The 12874-nt window shown below is 72.3% G+C and carries 14 protein-coding genes and 2 riboswitches; of the genes, 5 read left to right on the top strand and 9 right to left on the bottom strand.

Going from position 1 to position 12874, the window contains the following annotated elements:
• Positions 1-41 precede the first annotated feature (41 nt).
• The 3 genes from sigK to EXU32_RS02665 all read left to right on the top strand — a co-directional run bounded on the left by sigK (position 42) and on the right by EXU32_RS02665 (position 2469).
• The gene (gene sigK, locus EXU32_RS02675; RefSeq protein ID WP_242612947.1) at positions 42-617 is read left to right on the top strand and encodes an ECF RNA polymerase sigma factor SigK; all 576 of its coding nucleotides are present in this window, start codon (positions 42-44) and stop codon (positions 615-617) included.
• Complete coding sequence (locus tag EXU32_RS02670) at positions 614-1384, top strand: anti-sigma factor (RefSeq protein WP_130628506.1); 771 nt, start codon at positions 614-616, stop codon at positions 1382-1384. The genes sigK and EXU32_RS02670 overlap by 4 nt, the downstream gene beginning before the upstream one ends.
• 89 nt (positions 1385-1473) lie before the next feature.
• A complete protein-coding gene (locus EXU32_RS02665) occupies positions 1474-2469 on the top strand; it encodes a malate dehydrogenase (protein WP_130628505.1) in 996 nt (331 codons plus the stop codon).
• 127 nt (positions 2470-2596) lie between these two features.
• Here EXU32_RS02665 and EXU32_RS02660 read toward each other — a convergent pair whose 3' ends face one another.
• From EXU32_RS02660 to EXU32_RS02640, 5 genes are all read right to left on the bottom strand, one after another.
• A complete protein-coding gene (locus EXU32_RS02660) occupies positions 2597-2932 on the bottom strand; it encodes a DUF3017 domain-containing protein (RefSeq protein WP_130628504.1) in 336 nt (111 codons plus the stop codon).
• The gene (locus EXU32_RS02655; RefSeq protein WP_130628503.1) at positions 2929-3789 is read right to left on the bottom strand and encodes a bifunctional methylenetetrahydrofolate dehydrogenase/methenyltetrahydrofolate cyclohydrolase; all 861 of its coding nucleotides are present in this window, start codon (positions 3787-3789) and stop codon (positions 2929-2931) included. Before EXU32_RS02655 ends, EXU32_RS02660 begins: the two co-directional genes overlap by 4 nt.
• A gap of 29 nt (positions 3790-3818) precedes the next feature.
• Positions 3819-5417 (bottom strand): bifunctional phosphoribosylaminoimidazolecarboxamide formyltransferase/IMP cyclohydrolase, encoded by a 1599-nt coding sequence (gene purH / locus EXU32_RS02650; protein ID WP_130628502.1) that lies wholly within the window; start codon positions 5415-5417, stop codon positions 3819-3821.
• 31 nt (positions 5418-5448) lie between these two features.
• Positions 5449-5529: riboswitch (ZMP/ZTP riboswitch) on the bottom strand.
• 41 nt (positions 5530-5570) lie between these two features.
• The gene (gene purN, locus EXU32_RS02645; protein ID WP_130628501.1) at positions 5571-6188 is read right to left on the bottom strand and encodes a phosphoribosylglycinamide formyltransferase; all 618 of its coding nucleotides are present in this window, start codon (positions 6186-6188) and stop codon (positions 5571-5573) included.
• 219 nt (positions 6189-6407) lie between these two features.
• Positions 6408-7562, bottom strand: coding sequence for a cell division protein PerM (locus EXU32_RS02640; protein WP_242612946.1), 1155 nt, complete (start codon positions 7560-7562; stop codon positions 6408-6410).
• A 123-nt stretch (positions 7563-7685) separates the two neighbouring features.
• Between EXU32_RS02640 and EXU32_RS02635 the strand changes: the two genes are divergently transcribed.
• A complete protein-coding gene (locus EXU32_RS02635) occupies positions 7686-8192 on the top strand; it encodes an RNA polymerase sigma factor (protein WP_130628499.1) in 507 nt (168 codons plus the stop codon).
• On the top strand, positions 8185-8988 hold the full coding sequence (locus tag EXU32_RS02630) for a hypothetical protein (protein ID WP_130628498.1): 804 nt from the start codon (positions 8185-8187) through the stop codon (positions 8986-8988). The genes EXU32_RS02635 and EXU32_RS02630 overlap by 8 nt, the downstream gene beginning before the upstream one ends.
• A gap of 199 nt (positions 8989-9187) precedes the next feature.
• Here EXU32_RS02630 and ribH read toward each other — a convergent pair whose 3' ends face one another.
• Genes ribH through ribD form a run of 4 tightly spaced genes read right to left on the bottom strand, consistent with a single transcriptional unit; the run spans position 9188 to position 12601 of the window.
• Positions 9188-9658, bottom strand: a complete 471-nt coding sequence (gene ribH, locus EXU32_RS02625; RefSeq protein WP_130628497.1) for a 6,7-dimethyl-8-ribityllumazine synthase — start codon at positions 9656-9658, stop codon at positions 9188-9190.
• The gene (locus tag EXU32_RS02620; RefSeq protein ID WP_130628496.1) at positions 9655-10902 is read right to left on the bottom strand and encodes a bifunctional 3,4-dihydroxy-2-butanone-4-phosphate synthase/GTP cyclohydrolase II; all 1248 of its coding nucleotides are present in this window, start codon (positions 10900-10902) and stop codon (positions 9655-9657) included. Before EXU32_RS02620 ends, ribH begins: the two co-directional genes overlap by 4 nt.
• The gene (locus tag EXU32_RS02615; protein WP_130628495.1) at positions 10899-11510 is read right to left on the bottom strand and encodes a riboflavin synthase; all 612 of its coding nucleotides are present in this window, start codon (positions 11508-11510) and stop codon (positions 10899-10901) included. The genes EXU32_RS02620 and EXU32_RS02615 overlap by 4 nt, the downstream gene beginning before the upstream one ends.
• Positions 11510-12601 (bottom strand): bifunctional diaminohydroxyphosphoribosylaminopyrimidine deaminase/5-amino-6-(5-phosphoribosylamino)uracil reductase RibD, encoded by a 1092-nt coding sequence (ribD, locus tag EXU32_RS02610; protein ID WP_207233864.1) that lies wholly within the window; start codon positions 12599-12601, stop codon positions 11510-11512. Before ribD ends, EXU32_RS02615 begins: the two co-directional genes overlap by 1 nt.
• A 142-nt stretch (positions 12602-12743) precedes the next feature.
• Positions 12744-12873: riboswitch (FMN riboswitch) on the bottom strand.
• Between the last annotated feature and the right edge of the window lies 1 nt (position 12874).

Raw genomic sequence — 12874 nt, 5'->3', positions numbered from 1 at the left:
TGCCTCCACCCCCCGACCACGACGCCCCGTACGACCCCTCCGTGGTCGATCGGGCGCCTGGTCGGGGGGCCGGCGAGCAGCTCGCCGACCGTCTTCGTCAGGTGGCGAAGGGGGACGAGGATGCCTTCGCCGCCCTCTACGACGAGACGGCACCGCGGGTGCACGGCTTGGTCCTGCGGGTCCTGCGCAATCCCTCCCAGTCGGAGGAGGTCACGCAGGAGGTCTACCTCGAGGTCTGGCGGGGAGCCAGCCGCTTCGACCCGCACAAGGGGTCGGCGATCGGCTGGTTGCTGACGATGGCCCACCGCAGAGCCGTGGACCGGGTCCGCTCCAGCCAGTCGGCCACGGTCCGTGACGACAGCTGGCACGCACGCAGCCGCGATGTCGCCTTCGACACCACGGCGGAGCTGGCCACCGCCAGGATCGAGGCCCGCAGGGTGCGCTCCGCGCTCGACGGCCTGACCCAGGTCCAGCGCGAGGCCGTCAGCCTCGCCTACCTGGGCGGCTACACGCACACCGAGGTGGCGAGCCTGCTGGACCTGCCGCTCGGCACCGCCAAGACACGCATTCGCGACGGACTCATCCGTCTGAGGGACCAGTTGGGAGTGACACCATGAGCGAGGATCTGCACAGCCTCTCCGGTGCCTATGCTGTCGATGCCCTGAGCGATCAGGAGCGCGCTGACTTCGAGGTGCACCTCGACCGGTGCGAGAGCTGCCGCGACGAGGTCGACTCCCTGCGCGCAGTCACCCCGCTGCTCGCCGAGACCGTTGCCGTCACCCCTCCCCCGGCACTGCGCGCCGACATCATGGCGGCCATCCGCACCACCCGCCAGGACCCGCCGGTCGTCGACGAGCCCGCCGCTGAGGCGCCTGCTGTCGCAGAGCCGGCCGTCGTAGAGCCCGTTGCCACAGCGCCCACCGAGGGGGCGACCGTCGTCCCCCTTCGTCGCCGGGTGAGCCGACAGTGGGCCGCGCTGGCCGCTGCCGCCGCACTCGTCGTCGGCGGCGGAGTCACGTGGCAGGTCGTGGAGCAGGTCACCACGAGCGCCGCGGACGAGGTCCTGGCTGCCGCCGATGCCCAGAGCTGGCAGACGACCACGGCGGACGGGGGCACGGTCCGCGTGGTTCGCTCCGACCAGTTGGGCAAGGCCGTGCTGCGGGTCGAGGGGCTGGCGGACCCCGGGAGCGGCAAGGCCTACCAGGCGTGGCTCCAGGACTCCTCCGGCTCCATGGTCCCGGCCGGCATCATGACCTCCACCGACGGCGAGATGCTCCTCGAGGGCGATGTCGACGGTGCAGCGGGCGTCGGCCTGACCACGGAGCCGGCTGCCGGATCACCGCAGCCGACCACCGCCCCGGTCGCCCTGATCGAGCTCGGTTGACGGACGGGGATGACCTCGGGTCCCGGCTGCGGAGTAGGGTCGACCCCGTATCTGCTGCCCAATCACCGCACTAAGGGGTACGACTTCTCGTGAGCACCACTCCCGTCAAGGTCGCCGTCACCGGCGCCGCCGGCCAGATCGGCTACAGCCTTCTCTTCCGCATTGCCAGTGGGTCCCTCTTCGGCCCCGATACCCCCGTCGAGCTGCGCCTGCTCGAGATCACCCCGGCCCTGAAGGCCCTCGAGGGTGTCGTCATGGAGCTCGACGACTGCGCCTTCCCGACGCTCGCGGGCGTCGAGATCGGCGACGACGCCGAAAAGGTCTTCGACGGCGTCAACCACGCCCTCCTCGTGGGCGCCCGTCCGCGCGGCCCGGGCATGGAGCGCGGTGACCTCCTCGAGGCCAACGGCGGCATCTTCGCCCCGCAGGGCGCTGCCCTCAACAAGGTCGCGGCCGACGACGTGCACATCACGATCACCGGCAACCCGGCCAACACCAACGCGCTCATCGCGATGAGCAATGCGCCCGACATCCCCAACGAGCGCTTCAGCGCGCTGACCCGCCTGGACCACAACCGGGCCATCAGCCAGCTGTCCGCCAAGCTCGGGGTGCCGGTCACCGAGATCAAGAAGATGACGATCTGGGGCAACCACTCCGCCACGCAGTACCCCGACCTCTTCCACGCCGAGGTCTCCGGCAAGAACGCCGCCGAGACCGTGGGCGACCAGGAGTGGCTGGAGAGCACCTTCATCCCGACCGTCGCCAAGCGTGGCGCGGCGATCATCGAGGCCCGGGGCGCGTCCTCGGCCGCCTCCGCCGCCTCCGCGACCGTCGACCACGCCCGTGACTGGGCCCTCGGCACCCCCGCGGACAACTGGGTCTCCATGTCGGTCTGCTCCGACGGGTCCTACGGCGTCCCCGAGGGCCTCATCTCCTCCTTCCCCGTCACCGTCAAGGACGGCAAGTGGGAGATCGTCCAGGGCCTCGAGATCGACGACTTCTCGCGCGCCAAGATCGACGCCTCCGTCGCAGAGCTCGCCGAGGAGCGTGAGGCCGTGACCAAGCTCGGTCTCATCAAGGGCTGACCGGCCCTACCCTGCATTGCCCTAGGGCAATGCAGGGTCTGGTGGCATGCGCTGGACCGTCAGCCAGTCCCGCCTGACAGATTGCCGAAGGGCCCCGCACCACTGGTGCGGGGCCCTTCGGCACGCGTCAGCGTGCGGCGAGATCCAGCGTGAACCCCGAGACCAGGACCGCCACGCCCAGCAACACGAGCAGGACGACGTCGACGACGGGACCGCGCACGGCGATCCCGCCCACCCTGGACCCGGGCAGCGCCACGCGGAGCACGGCCGCCAGCAGGAGCGCACCCCCGAGGGACACCGTCGCCCGGAGCATGTGGTCGGTGAGCACGAAGAGCAGCCCGACGACCAGGCCCGCGAAGATCACCCACCACGCTGCCAGCGGTCGGGTGTCGAGAGCAGGACGACGCTGGGCGTGGGCACCCACGCCCCCGTCCTCACGCTCTCCAGCACCCGGATCGCTCATGCCAGGCTGCGCTCCGCCGCCTCGACGACATTGGTCAGCAGCATCGCCCGGGTCATCGGGCCGACCCCGCCGGGGTTGGGGCTGACCCAACCAGCGACCTCGGCCACGTCCGCCGCGACGTCGCCCGCGACCTTGGACCTGCCGTCCTCGGCCACGATCCGGCTCACGCCCACGTCGAGCACGGCAGCGCCGGGCTTGACCATGTCCTTGGTGATGATCCCCGGGACGCCGGCTGCGGCCACGACGATGTCGGCCTGACGGACCTCGGCCGCCAGATCACGCGTGCCGGTGTGGCAGGAGACGGTCGTCGCGTTCTCGCTGCGTCGGGTGAGGATCAGGCTGAGCGGCCGGCCCACGGTGATCCCGCGGCCGACGATCACCACGTGTGCGCCCGCGATCGGCACGTCGTGACGACGCAGCAGCTCGATGCACCCCATGGGGGTGCAGGGCAGGGGCGCCGGCTCGCCGAGGACGAGCCAGCCCAGATTCGTCGGGTGCAGCCCGTCGACGTCCTTGAGCGGGTCCACCGCGGAGAGGATCCTGTTCTCGTCCAAGCCGGTCGGCTGCTGGACGAGGAATCCGGTGCACGCCGGGTCCTCGTTGAGCTCACGCACGACCTCGAGCACCTCGTCGAGGCTCGAGCTGGCCGGCAGGTCTCGGCGGATGCTCGTGACCCCGATCTCGGCGCAGTCCTTGTGCTTGGCGCCGACGTACCAGCGGCTGCCCGGGTCATCGCCCACGAGGACGGTCCCCAGGCCCGGGGTGACGCCCCGCTCCTTGAGCGCGGCCACCCGCACCGTGAGCTCGGCCTTGATCGAGGCGAGTGCCGCCTTGCCGTCGAGGATCTGTGCTGTCACGTGATGTCCTTTGCGGTCGAGGTGGCGGGTCAGTGGGCGAAGTGGCGGGTGCCGGTGAAGTACATCGTGATCCCGGCGGCCTGCGCCGCCGCGACGACCTCGTCGTCCCGGACCGAGCCGCCGGGTGCGACGACGGCCGTGACGCCGGCGTCGAGGAGGACCTGCAGCCCGTCGGCGAAGGGGAAGAAGGCGTCCGAGGCCGCGGCGGCCCCCTTCGCCCGCTCCTCGCCCGCGCGGTTCACGGCGAGGTGGCAGGAGTCGACCCGGTTGACCTGACCCATGCCGATGCCGACGGACCCCTGGTCCTTGGCCAGCAGGATCGCGTTGGACTTGGTGGCACGCACCGCGCGCCAGGCGAAGGCGAGGTCGACCAGGGTCGTCTCGTCGGCGGCGTCACCCGTGACGAGCACCCACGCGCTCGGGTCGTCGCCGTGGCCCTGGGTCGGCTTGTCGTCGCCCGTCGTCTCGACGACTCCGTCGATCGCGTCGCGCTGCTGCACGAGGAGACCACCGGAGATCGGGCGGGTCTCGACGCCACCGGGAGCCGGGGTCGCGACCTTGAGCAGGCGGCGGTTCTTCTTCTCCTTGAGGGTCGTCAGCGCCTCCGCGTCGAAGTCCGGGGCGACGATGACCTCGGAGAAGGTGTCGTTGAGCGCAGTCGCCATGGCCGCGGTCACGGGGCGGTTGGTGGCCACGATGCCGCCGTAGGCGGAGACGGGGTCGCACGCGTGGGCGCGCTCGTAGGCGAGCTCGATGCTCTCCCCCACCGCGATGCCGCAGGGGTTGGCGTGCTTGATGATCGCGACGGTCGGCTGGTCGCCGTGGTCGTGGGCGGCGCGCAGCGCGGCGTCGGCGTCGACGTAGTTGTTGTAGGACATCTCCTTGCCGTGGAGCTGCTCGGCCTGCGCGAGCCCGGAGGCGCCCTCGGTGACGTAGATCGCGGCGGACTGGTGCGGGTTCTCCCCGTAGCGCAGCCCCGACTTCTTGGCCCAGGTCCCACCGATCCAGCCGGGAAAGGGGGTCTCGTCGCTCGTGCTGACCACGGAGCCCATCCACGAGGCGACCGCGACGTCGTAGGTGGCCGTGTGGACGAAGGCATCGGTCGCCAGGCGCTGGCGCTGCGCGAGGGTGAAGCCACCGCCGCGCACGGTCTCGAGCACCTCGCCGTAGGAGGTGGGGTCGGTGACGATCGCGACGGACGCGTGGTTCTTGGCCGCAGCGCGGACCATGGTCGGCCCACCGATGTCGATCTTCTCGATGCAGTCCTGCACACCCGCGCCGGAGGCGACCGTGTCGGCGAAGGGGTAGAGGTTGACGACGACGAGGTCGAAGGGGGCGACCTCCAGCTCCTCGAGCTGGCGCACGTGGTCGGGCAGGCGGGTGTCGGCGAGGATGCCGGCGTGGACGCGCGGGTGCAGGGTCTTGACCCGCCCGTCGAGGCACTCGGGGAAGCCGGTCAGGTCCTCGACCTTGGTCACGGGCAGCCCCAGGCCGGCGATGGTGGCGGCGGACCCACCGGTCGAGACGAGCTCGACGCCGGCCTCGGACAGGCCACGCACGAGGTCCTCGAGGCCGGTCTTGTCGTAGACGGAGACGAGGGCACGGCGGACGGGACGGCGGTCTGACACGAAGAACTCCTGGGGTCGCTGTGGTGCGGGATGGGTGCACCCAGGCGGGCGATGCACCTCGACGTCGTCACTCCCCGGTGGTGACCCACCTTCGCCAGTCGTGTTGGGGCCGAGTCTACGGCCGCCCGCCATGGGCCGTGAAACCGCACGACCTCACGCTCGAGCAGGTCCCACGACCACTCGCCGGCCGTCGACGCGCCAGCCACCGTGCGCCATGCGCGTCACGACGTCGACGAGCATCTCGCGCTCGACGACCTTGATCCGCTCGTGGAGCGTGTCCTCGGTGTCGTCGTCGGTGATCGTGACGGTCCGCTGCTCGATGATCGGGCCGGTGTCGACCCCGGCATCGACGAGGTGGGCGGTCGACCCGGTGACGCGCACGCCGTAGGCCAGCGCGTCGCGCACCCCGTGGGCCCCGGGGAAGGCCGGCAGCAGCGCAGGATGGGTGTTGAGGAAGGTGCAGGCGTCCAGGGTCCGCGGACCGAGGATCTTCATGAACCCCGCGGTCACGACGAGGTCCGGCTCGTACCCGGCGACCCGCGCCGCGAGCGCGGCGTCCCAGGCGTCGCGGTCTGGGTGGTCGGCCAGGGGCTCGACGAAGGTCGGCACACCGGCGGCGTCGGCACGGGCCAGCCCGGTGCAGTCGGCGCGGTCGGTCCCCACGGCGACGACCTGGGCGGGGAGGGTCCCGGCCGCGGTGGCGTCGAGCAGGGCCTGCAGGAGGGTCCCCGAGCCGGAGACGAGGACGACGAGACGAAGGGGGGCGCTCACCCAGCGGAGTCTAGATCCCCTGCCATCCTGTCAGCCGGGCTCCCACTCCCTTCGCCCGCCCTCACCCTGTGGCACATCTCCTTAAGGTCGTGCGCAGGCCTGGCGCATCTCCTTAAGGTCGTGCGCAGGCCTGGCGCATCTCCTTAAGGTTGTGCGCAGGTCGGGCGCATCTCCTTAAGGTTGTGCGCAATCAGGCACGGCCCGTGGTCCATGGCGGCCTCAGCGGCGCAGGACCCACCAGTCGCGGGCGAGTGCGGCGAAGGCGCCCAGCGCCAGCTCGCCGGCCAGCGCGAGGGTGAGCACGACGGCGGGAGCGCCCAGTTGTGACAGCCGGGCCGCCCCCAGGGATCCACCGGCCAGGGCGTCGATCACGGCGACGGTCAGGGCCGCGACGACGACCGCCGCCGACACCGCGGCGAGCTTGGTCTGGGTCGCCGCGAGGCGGGGCACGCGGGCCAGCGTCTCGCGGCCGAGCCACACCCCGGCCACGATCGGCAGCAGGACGAGGAGGTGGGTGATCCACGGGAGACCACCGGGCTGGGGCTGCGCAGCCAGGACGGGGACCATCGGGAGCAGTCCGGCCTCGGCGCCCGACCACGTGGTCATCGCCCCGCCCGCGGTGGAGAAGCCCGGGCCGGCGGCGAAGGAGAGCCCCCAGATGGCCAGGTTGGGCAGCAGGGCCACCTGCAGCAGCACGAGGACCAGGCCGCCGAAGAACCCGGCCTCGAGTGCCGACTGGATCTGCGTGACCCGACCGATGTGGACGAGCGTGGCCAGCACGACGAGGACGGCGCCCATCGCGAGGAGGAGGAGCGCGCCCTTCGCTCCCGGGACGATGCCGCGACGCACCGACAGGGGCGCGCGGGACCAGAGGTCGGCGGGCCGCTCCGGCAGCCCGTGGGCCCAGGCGAGGCCGAGCGTGGGGACGAGGATGAGGGGCAGGACCAGGCTCACCAGCACCGGTCCCGCGGGAGAGAGCAGGCCGACGAGCGCGGCGAGCACCCCGATGGCGGTGTAGCCGGCCAACCAGGAGCCCTGCAGACGCAGGTCGGGAGCCTCGGGCAGACCGCGGCGCGCGCCCACCCTGGCGAGCAGGACGAGGAGGGCGGCCCCGAGCAGGGGGGTCAGCGCGAGGGCTCCGTCACCCAGGTGGAGCCGGGCGCCACCGAGGACGAGCCACAGCAGGCTGCCGGAGCCCACCGCGTCGCCGAACCCCGCGGAGGCGCGTGGGACGGCCAGGGCACCGAGGACGACGAGGAGGACCGGAAGTGCCCAACCGGTGGCTGCCGTCAGGGCACCCGCAGTCGCAGCCCGCAGCTCAGGGCGTCTCCGAGTACCGTCATCCACGGTCGTGGCCGACCGGAGGATCTCCATCACCGTCACGCCCCCATGGTCACCGACGAAGGGGGATGGTTGGTGGAGGCCAGCCGATGGTCACGAAAAGATTTCGGTTCCGGGAGCAACCCACGTGCCCCCGCAGGCGTCTGGAGGGGTGAGATGAAGGGAGGCGAAGCATCCGCCGAGGCCGAGTTCGACGACTTCTACCGCTCCACGGCGCAGGGCGTCGTCCACCTCGTGTACGCCGCGACGGGCGACCTCGAGCTGGCACGGGACTCCGCCCAGGAGGCCTTCGCCCGAGCATGGCAGCGGTGGGACCAGGTACGCGCGACCGACGAGCCGGGCGCGTGGGTACGGACCGTTGCCCGGCGGATCGCGATCTCCGCATGGCGCAAGGACACCAACAGGCACAAGGCCATGGAGCGGCACGGCGAGCCGTCCTCACCGGCTGGCCCCACCGTGGACCGGGTGACGGTCGTCACCGCCCTGCGCACGCTCGGCCCCGAGGTGCGCGAGACCCTCGCGCTGCACTACCTCGCCGACATGTCGGTCGAGGACATCTCCCGGCAGACCGGCACGCCACCGGGAACCATCAAGGCCCGCCTGCACCGCGGGCGCGCGCAGCTGGCCAAGACACTCACCGACAAGGAGGACCACGATGACTGACCATCACGACGACACGCCGTGGGACCTCGACGACGACGAGCTCGTCCGGTCGGCACTGATGTCCCTCCGGCACGACGTCTCCGCCCAGCCCCTGCCCGAGCCGGCCTTCGTCCGGGCCCGCGCCGAGGGCCGCGACGAGGTGTCGGGCGGCACGGTCACCACTCTGGCCTCGCGTCGACGTCGCTCCTTCGCCATCCTCGCGGGGGTCGCGGCAGCGGCCCTCATCGCCACGGGCGCCGGGCTCCTGGTCCAGGCCCAGGACGGCACCGCTCCCCCCGCAGCGACCTCCACGGACTCTGCCGGTGAGCCGACGATGCAGATGCTCGACTCCGCGGAGTGGTCGGCCGCCCTCGGCCTGCCGGTCGCGAGCACCATGGGCACCGCAGAGCCCGACGGCCAGTGCTTCCAGACGCCCCGGTCGGACACGTGGGAGCGGCGCGTCTCGACACTCTCCGACGGCCGGGTGGTCGCCGGGCAGTGGATCGGCACCGCCTCCGGTGGGACCAATGCCCCGACCGACGCCATCGACACGGCCGTGGCCCAGTGCGAGAAGACCTACACCGTCACCCAGCGGGTGACCGAGGACCTGCCCGGGGACTCCCGGTTCCGCTCCTGGCACGCCCGGGGCAAGGACGGGTCGACCTACTGGTGGGTCGAGGCGACCCGCGGTGCCTCGACCTCGTACCTCACCGTCGCCGAGCTCGACGGCATGACCTACACGTCGGAGGAGATGCGTCAGGTCGCGCAGTCCGCCCTCGGCGACGTCGACCTCACCACCCAGAGCATCGCTCCCTGAGGCTGCGGGTCACCCCCTGGGGCAGCGCGGCCGACCCGGGCCTGCGGCCGACCGGGCCTGCGGCCGACCGGGCCCCGGACGCATGACAGCGCCGACCCGGGAACAGGGGGGATCGACCAGGTCGGCGCTGCCCCGCAAGGCTAGACCTGCACGGCGCTCCGCGTCACCACCGCTGAGCCACAGCGCACCGTGTGCTCCGTCACGCTCGTAGACCGCGCAGGGTGACAGCCGTGGACAGCGCGGCCTCCGTGGCCTCGCGGCCCTTGTCCTCCTGGGAGCCGGCCAGCCCGGCGCGAGCGATCGCCTGCTCCTCGTCGTCGCAGGTGAGCAGGCCGAAGCCGATGGGGGTCCCCGAGTCGAGGGCCACCCGCGACAGGCTGTCGGTCGCCGCGGCACACACGTAGTCGAAGTGCGGGGTCCCCCCGCGGATGATCACGCCGAGGGCGATGACCGCGTCGTGCGTGCGGGCCAGCTGGGCTGCCACGACGGGCAGCTCGAAGCTGCCCGCGACCCGCACGAGGGTCGCCTCGATGCCGGCCTCGGCCAGCGCCGCCTCGGACCCTGCGACCAGGCCGTCCATGACCTCGGTGTGCCAGCTCGAGGCGACGATCGCGACCGTGAGGCCCTCCGCCCCGTCGAGCTGGATCTTCGGTGCTCCGTGACCACTCATGGTGTGCTCCCTTCGTCGTCGGTGCCCGGGAGCCACGGCAGGTCGTGGCCCATCCGGTCGCGCTTGGTGCGCAGGTACCTCAGGTTGTCGCTCGTGACCTGTGCCGCCAGCCCCACCCGCTCGACGACCTCGACGCCGAGCGAGGTGAGGGCCGAGACCTTGGCCGGGTTGTTGCTGAGCAGCCGCACGCTCTCGACCCCGAGGTCACGCAACATCTGCGCGGCGTGCGTGTAGTCGCGGGCGTCGACCGGCAGACCCAGGTCGGAGTTGGCGTCGACGGTGTCGGCGCCGGCGTCCTGGGCGGCGTAGGCCCGCAGCTTGTCGACCAGCCCGATGCCACGCCCTTCGTGCCCGCGGACGTAGACGATGACCCCGGAGCCGGCCGCGACGACCGCGGCCTGGGCAGCGTCGAGCTGCGGTCCGCAGTCGCAGCGCAGCGAGCCGAAGACGTCACCGGTGAGGCACTCGCTGTGCACGCGCACGAGCGGCGTCCCGGTGGTGATGTCGCCGTGGACGAGCGCGATGTGCTCGGACCCGTCGATGCCGCTGCGGAACCCGTGCGCGGTGAACTCACCGTGGGCGGTGGGCAGCCGGGTGGAGACGACGCGCTCGACGAGCGCCTCCGACCGTCGTCGCAGGTCGACGAGATCGGCGATGCTCACCAGCGGCCACCCCCGCTCGTCGGCCAGCCGACGCAGCTGCGGCAGGCGGGACATCGACCCGTCCTCCTCGACGACCTCGCAGATGACCCCGGCCGGTGCGCGACCGGCGAGCCGGCACAGGTCGACCGCGGCCTCGGTGTGGCCGCGGCGCACGAGCACTCCCCCGTCGCGAGCACGGAGGGGGAAGACGTGGCCCGGCCGGGCCAGGTCACCGCGACCGGTCGCGGGATCGGCGAGCAGGCGCGCGGTGCGCGCCCGGTCGGCGGCACTGATGCCGGTCGTCACGCCCTCCCGGGCATCGACGGAGACGGAGTAGGCGGTCCCCTTGGAGTCCTCGTTGATGGCGGTCATCGGCGGCAGCGCGAGACGGTCGAGCTCCTCACCCGTCATCGCGACGCAGATGACGCCGCTGCCCAGACGCACCGTGGCACCCATGAGCTCGTCGGTGGCCGCGTCCGCGGCGAAGATGATGTCGCCCTCGTTCTCCCGGTCGGCATCGTCGACGACGAGCACCGGGCGGCCCTCGGCGATCGCCTCGATCGCGCTCTCGATGGGATCGAGCAGGGTGTCGTCGTGACTCATCGGGTTTCCTTCGGGTCGAGCGCCAGCATGCGCTGCACGTACTTGCCGAGGATGTCGACCTCGACGTTGACACGGTCACCGACTCCCTTGCGGCCCAAGGTGGTCAGCTCCATCGTCGTGGGGATGAGGGCGACCTCCACGTGGTCGTCCCCGGCCACGGTGAGGGTCAGGCTCACGCCGTCGAGGCAGATCGAGCCCTTCTCCACGACGAAGGGGGCCAGCGCCGGGTCGATCGCGAGCCGCACCTCCTCCCACCGGTCGCCCGGTCGGCGCTCGGTGATCGTCGCGGTCCCGTCGACGTGCCCCTGCACGAGGTGCCCGTCGAGGCGGGCGCCGAGCACCATGGCGCGCTCGAGGTTGACCGCGTCGCCGACGACCAGGTCGCCGATGACGGTGCGGCGCAGGCTCTCCGCCATGACGTCGAAGGTGACGACTCCTCCCTTCGCCTCGTGGTCGGTGACGGTCAGGCAGGCGCCGTTGACGGCGATGGAGGCTCCGTGCGCGGGGTCGGCGGTGGTGACGCTGCCCCGGACGGTGATCCGGCTGGAGTCGGCGCCCGGCTCGATGGCGACCACCTCCCCGAGCTCTTCGATGATCCCGGTGAACATCAGTGCTCCCTCCTCACGGTGGCCGTGATGGCGATGTCGTCGCCGAGGCGGACGACGTCGGTGGTGGTGAGGCGCAGCGCCTCGGTGATGGTGGTGATGCCGGCGTCCGCGAGGACCGGCGAGCCGGCCCCGAGCAGCGTCGGTGCGATGTGGGCGACGACCTCGTCGACGAGGTCGGCCGCGACGAAGGAGGCCGCGAGGTGCGCTCCTCCCTCGAGCAGGACCGAGCGCACGTCGCGCTCGTGGAGTCCCGCGAGGAGTGCGGCGAGGTCGAGCCCCGCAAGGTCGGCGGGGACGGCGAGGACGTCGACGTCGGCAGCGCGCAGGCGAGCGGCGTCAGCCCCCTCGGCGACGACCACGAGCGTCGGAGCCGCGTCGTCGAGGACGCGCGCGGTGAGCGGCACCTCTGCGCGGCTGTCGATGACGACGCGCAGCGGCTGGACCGCACCATCGATGTCCCGGACGGCCAGATGGGGGTCGTCGGCGCGCAGGGTGGCACCGCCGACGAGCACGGCGTCGCTCTGCGCCCGCAGCCGGTGGACGTCGGCACGCGCCTGGGGCCCGGTGATCCAGCGGCTGGTCCCGTCGGCGGCGGCGGTGCGTCCGTCGAGGGTGCTGGCCAGCTTCCACGTGACGAGGGGGCGGCCGGTCGCCATGGCATGGAGCCAGGCGCGGTTGCCGTGAGCGGCCGCCTCATGCCCGATGCCTTCGATGACGTCGATCCCGTTGTCGCGCAACAGGTCCGCTCCCCCACCGGCGGCCTTGGTGGGGTCCGGGACGGCCACGACGACGTGGTCGACGCCGGCGTCGAGGAGCGCACCGGTGCACGGGCCGGTGCGACCGGTGTGCCGGCAGGGCTCGAGGGTGACGACCGCGGTGCCCCCTCGGGCGGCGTCGCCGGCCTCGGCGAGCGCCATGACCTCGGCGTGCGGCCCGCCGGCCCGCGCGTGCCACCCTTCGCCCACGACCCGCCCCGCCGCGTCGAGGACGACGCAGCCGACGACGGGGTTGGGCGCGGTGCGACCCAGGCCGCGCGCCGCCAGCTCGACGGCACGGGTCATCGCGCTCTCGATGGTGGTCTGCTGCTGCATCTGCCCTCTCCGTGGTCCGACGCGGACCACGGGGGCGAAGGGAGGCACGCCAACGGCGTGTCACGGCGTGCGCGGAGACCTCGGGAGATGCCCGATGACGTCGTACCGGAGAGGGCGGACCCACCACGGAACGACCGCGACGCCGCGTGCTGCCTCCCATCCGGACTTTCACCGTCGGTGCTGGAGTTTCACCAGCTCAACCCCACCTCGAGAGGAGGGGCTCGCGGACTGTCACCGCCGGCTCGGAATTACACCGACCCCGGAGCACGCGTA

The organism is Janibacter limosus, from assembly GCF_004295485.1.
In the GTDB taxonomy this organism is placed as follows: Bacteria; Actinomycetota; Actinomycetes; order Actinomycetales; family Dermatophilaceae; genus Janibacter; species Janibacter limosus_A.
The sequence above is the reverse complement of the archived record's forward strand: the minus strand, read 5'-3'. Positions and strand labels throughout refer to the sequence as shown.

Excerpts from the sequence above, each read along its gene's own strand:
- EXU32_RS02635 (WP_130628499.1), top strand. The coding sequence starts at position 7,686 with ATGAAGGGAGGCGAAGCATCCGCCGAGGCCGAGTTCGACGACTTCTAC.
- EXU32_RS02615 (WP_130628495.1), bottom strand. The coding sequence starts at position 11,510 with ATGTTCACCGGGATCATCGAAGAGCTCGGGGAGGTGGTCGCCATCGAG.
- ribD (WP_207233864.1), bottom strand. The coding sequence starts at position 12,601 with ATGCAGCAGCAGACCACCATCGAGAGCGCGATGACCCGTGCCGTCGAG.
- EXU32_RS02640 (WP_242612946.1), bottom strand. The coding sequence starts at position 7,562 with ATGGAGATCCTCCGGTCGGCCACGACCGTGGATGACGGTACTCGGAGA.
- ribH (WP_130628497.1), bottom strand. The coding sequence starts at position 9,658 with ATGAGTGGTCACGGAGCACCGAAGATCCAGCTCGACGGGGCGGAGGGC.
- EXU32_RS02620 (WP_130628496.1), bottom strand. The coding sequence starts at position 10,902 with ATGAGTCACGACGACACCCTGCTCGATCCCATCGAGAGCGCGATCGAG.
- EXU32_RS02630 (WP_130628498.1), top strand. The coding sequence starts at position 8,185 with ATGACTGACCATCACGACGACACGCCGTGGGACCTCGACGACGACGAG.
- EXU32_RS02670 (WP_130628506.1), top strand. The coding sequence starts at position 614 with ATGAGCGAGGATCTGCACAGCCTCTCCGGTGCCTATGCTGTCGATGCC.
- EXU32_RS02660 (WP_130628504.1), bottom strand. The coding sequence starts at position 2,932 with ATGAGCGATCCGGGTGCTGGAGAGCGTGAGGACGGGGGCGTGGGTGCC.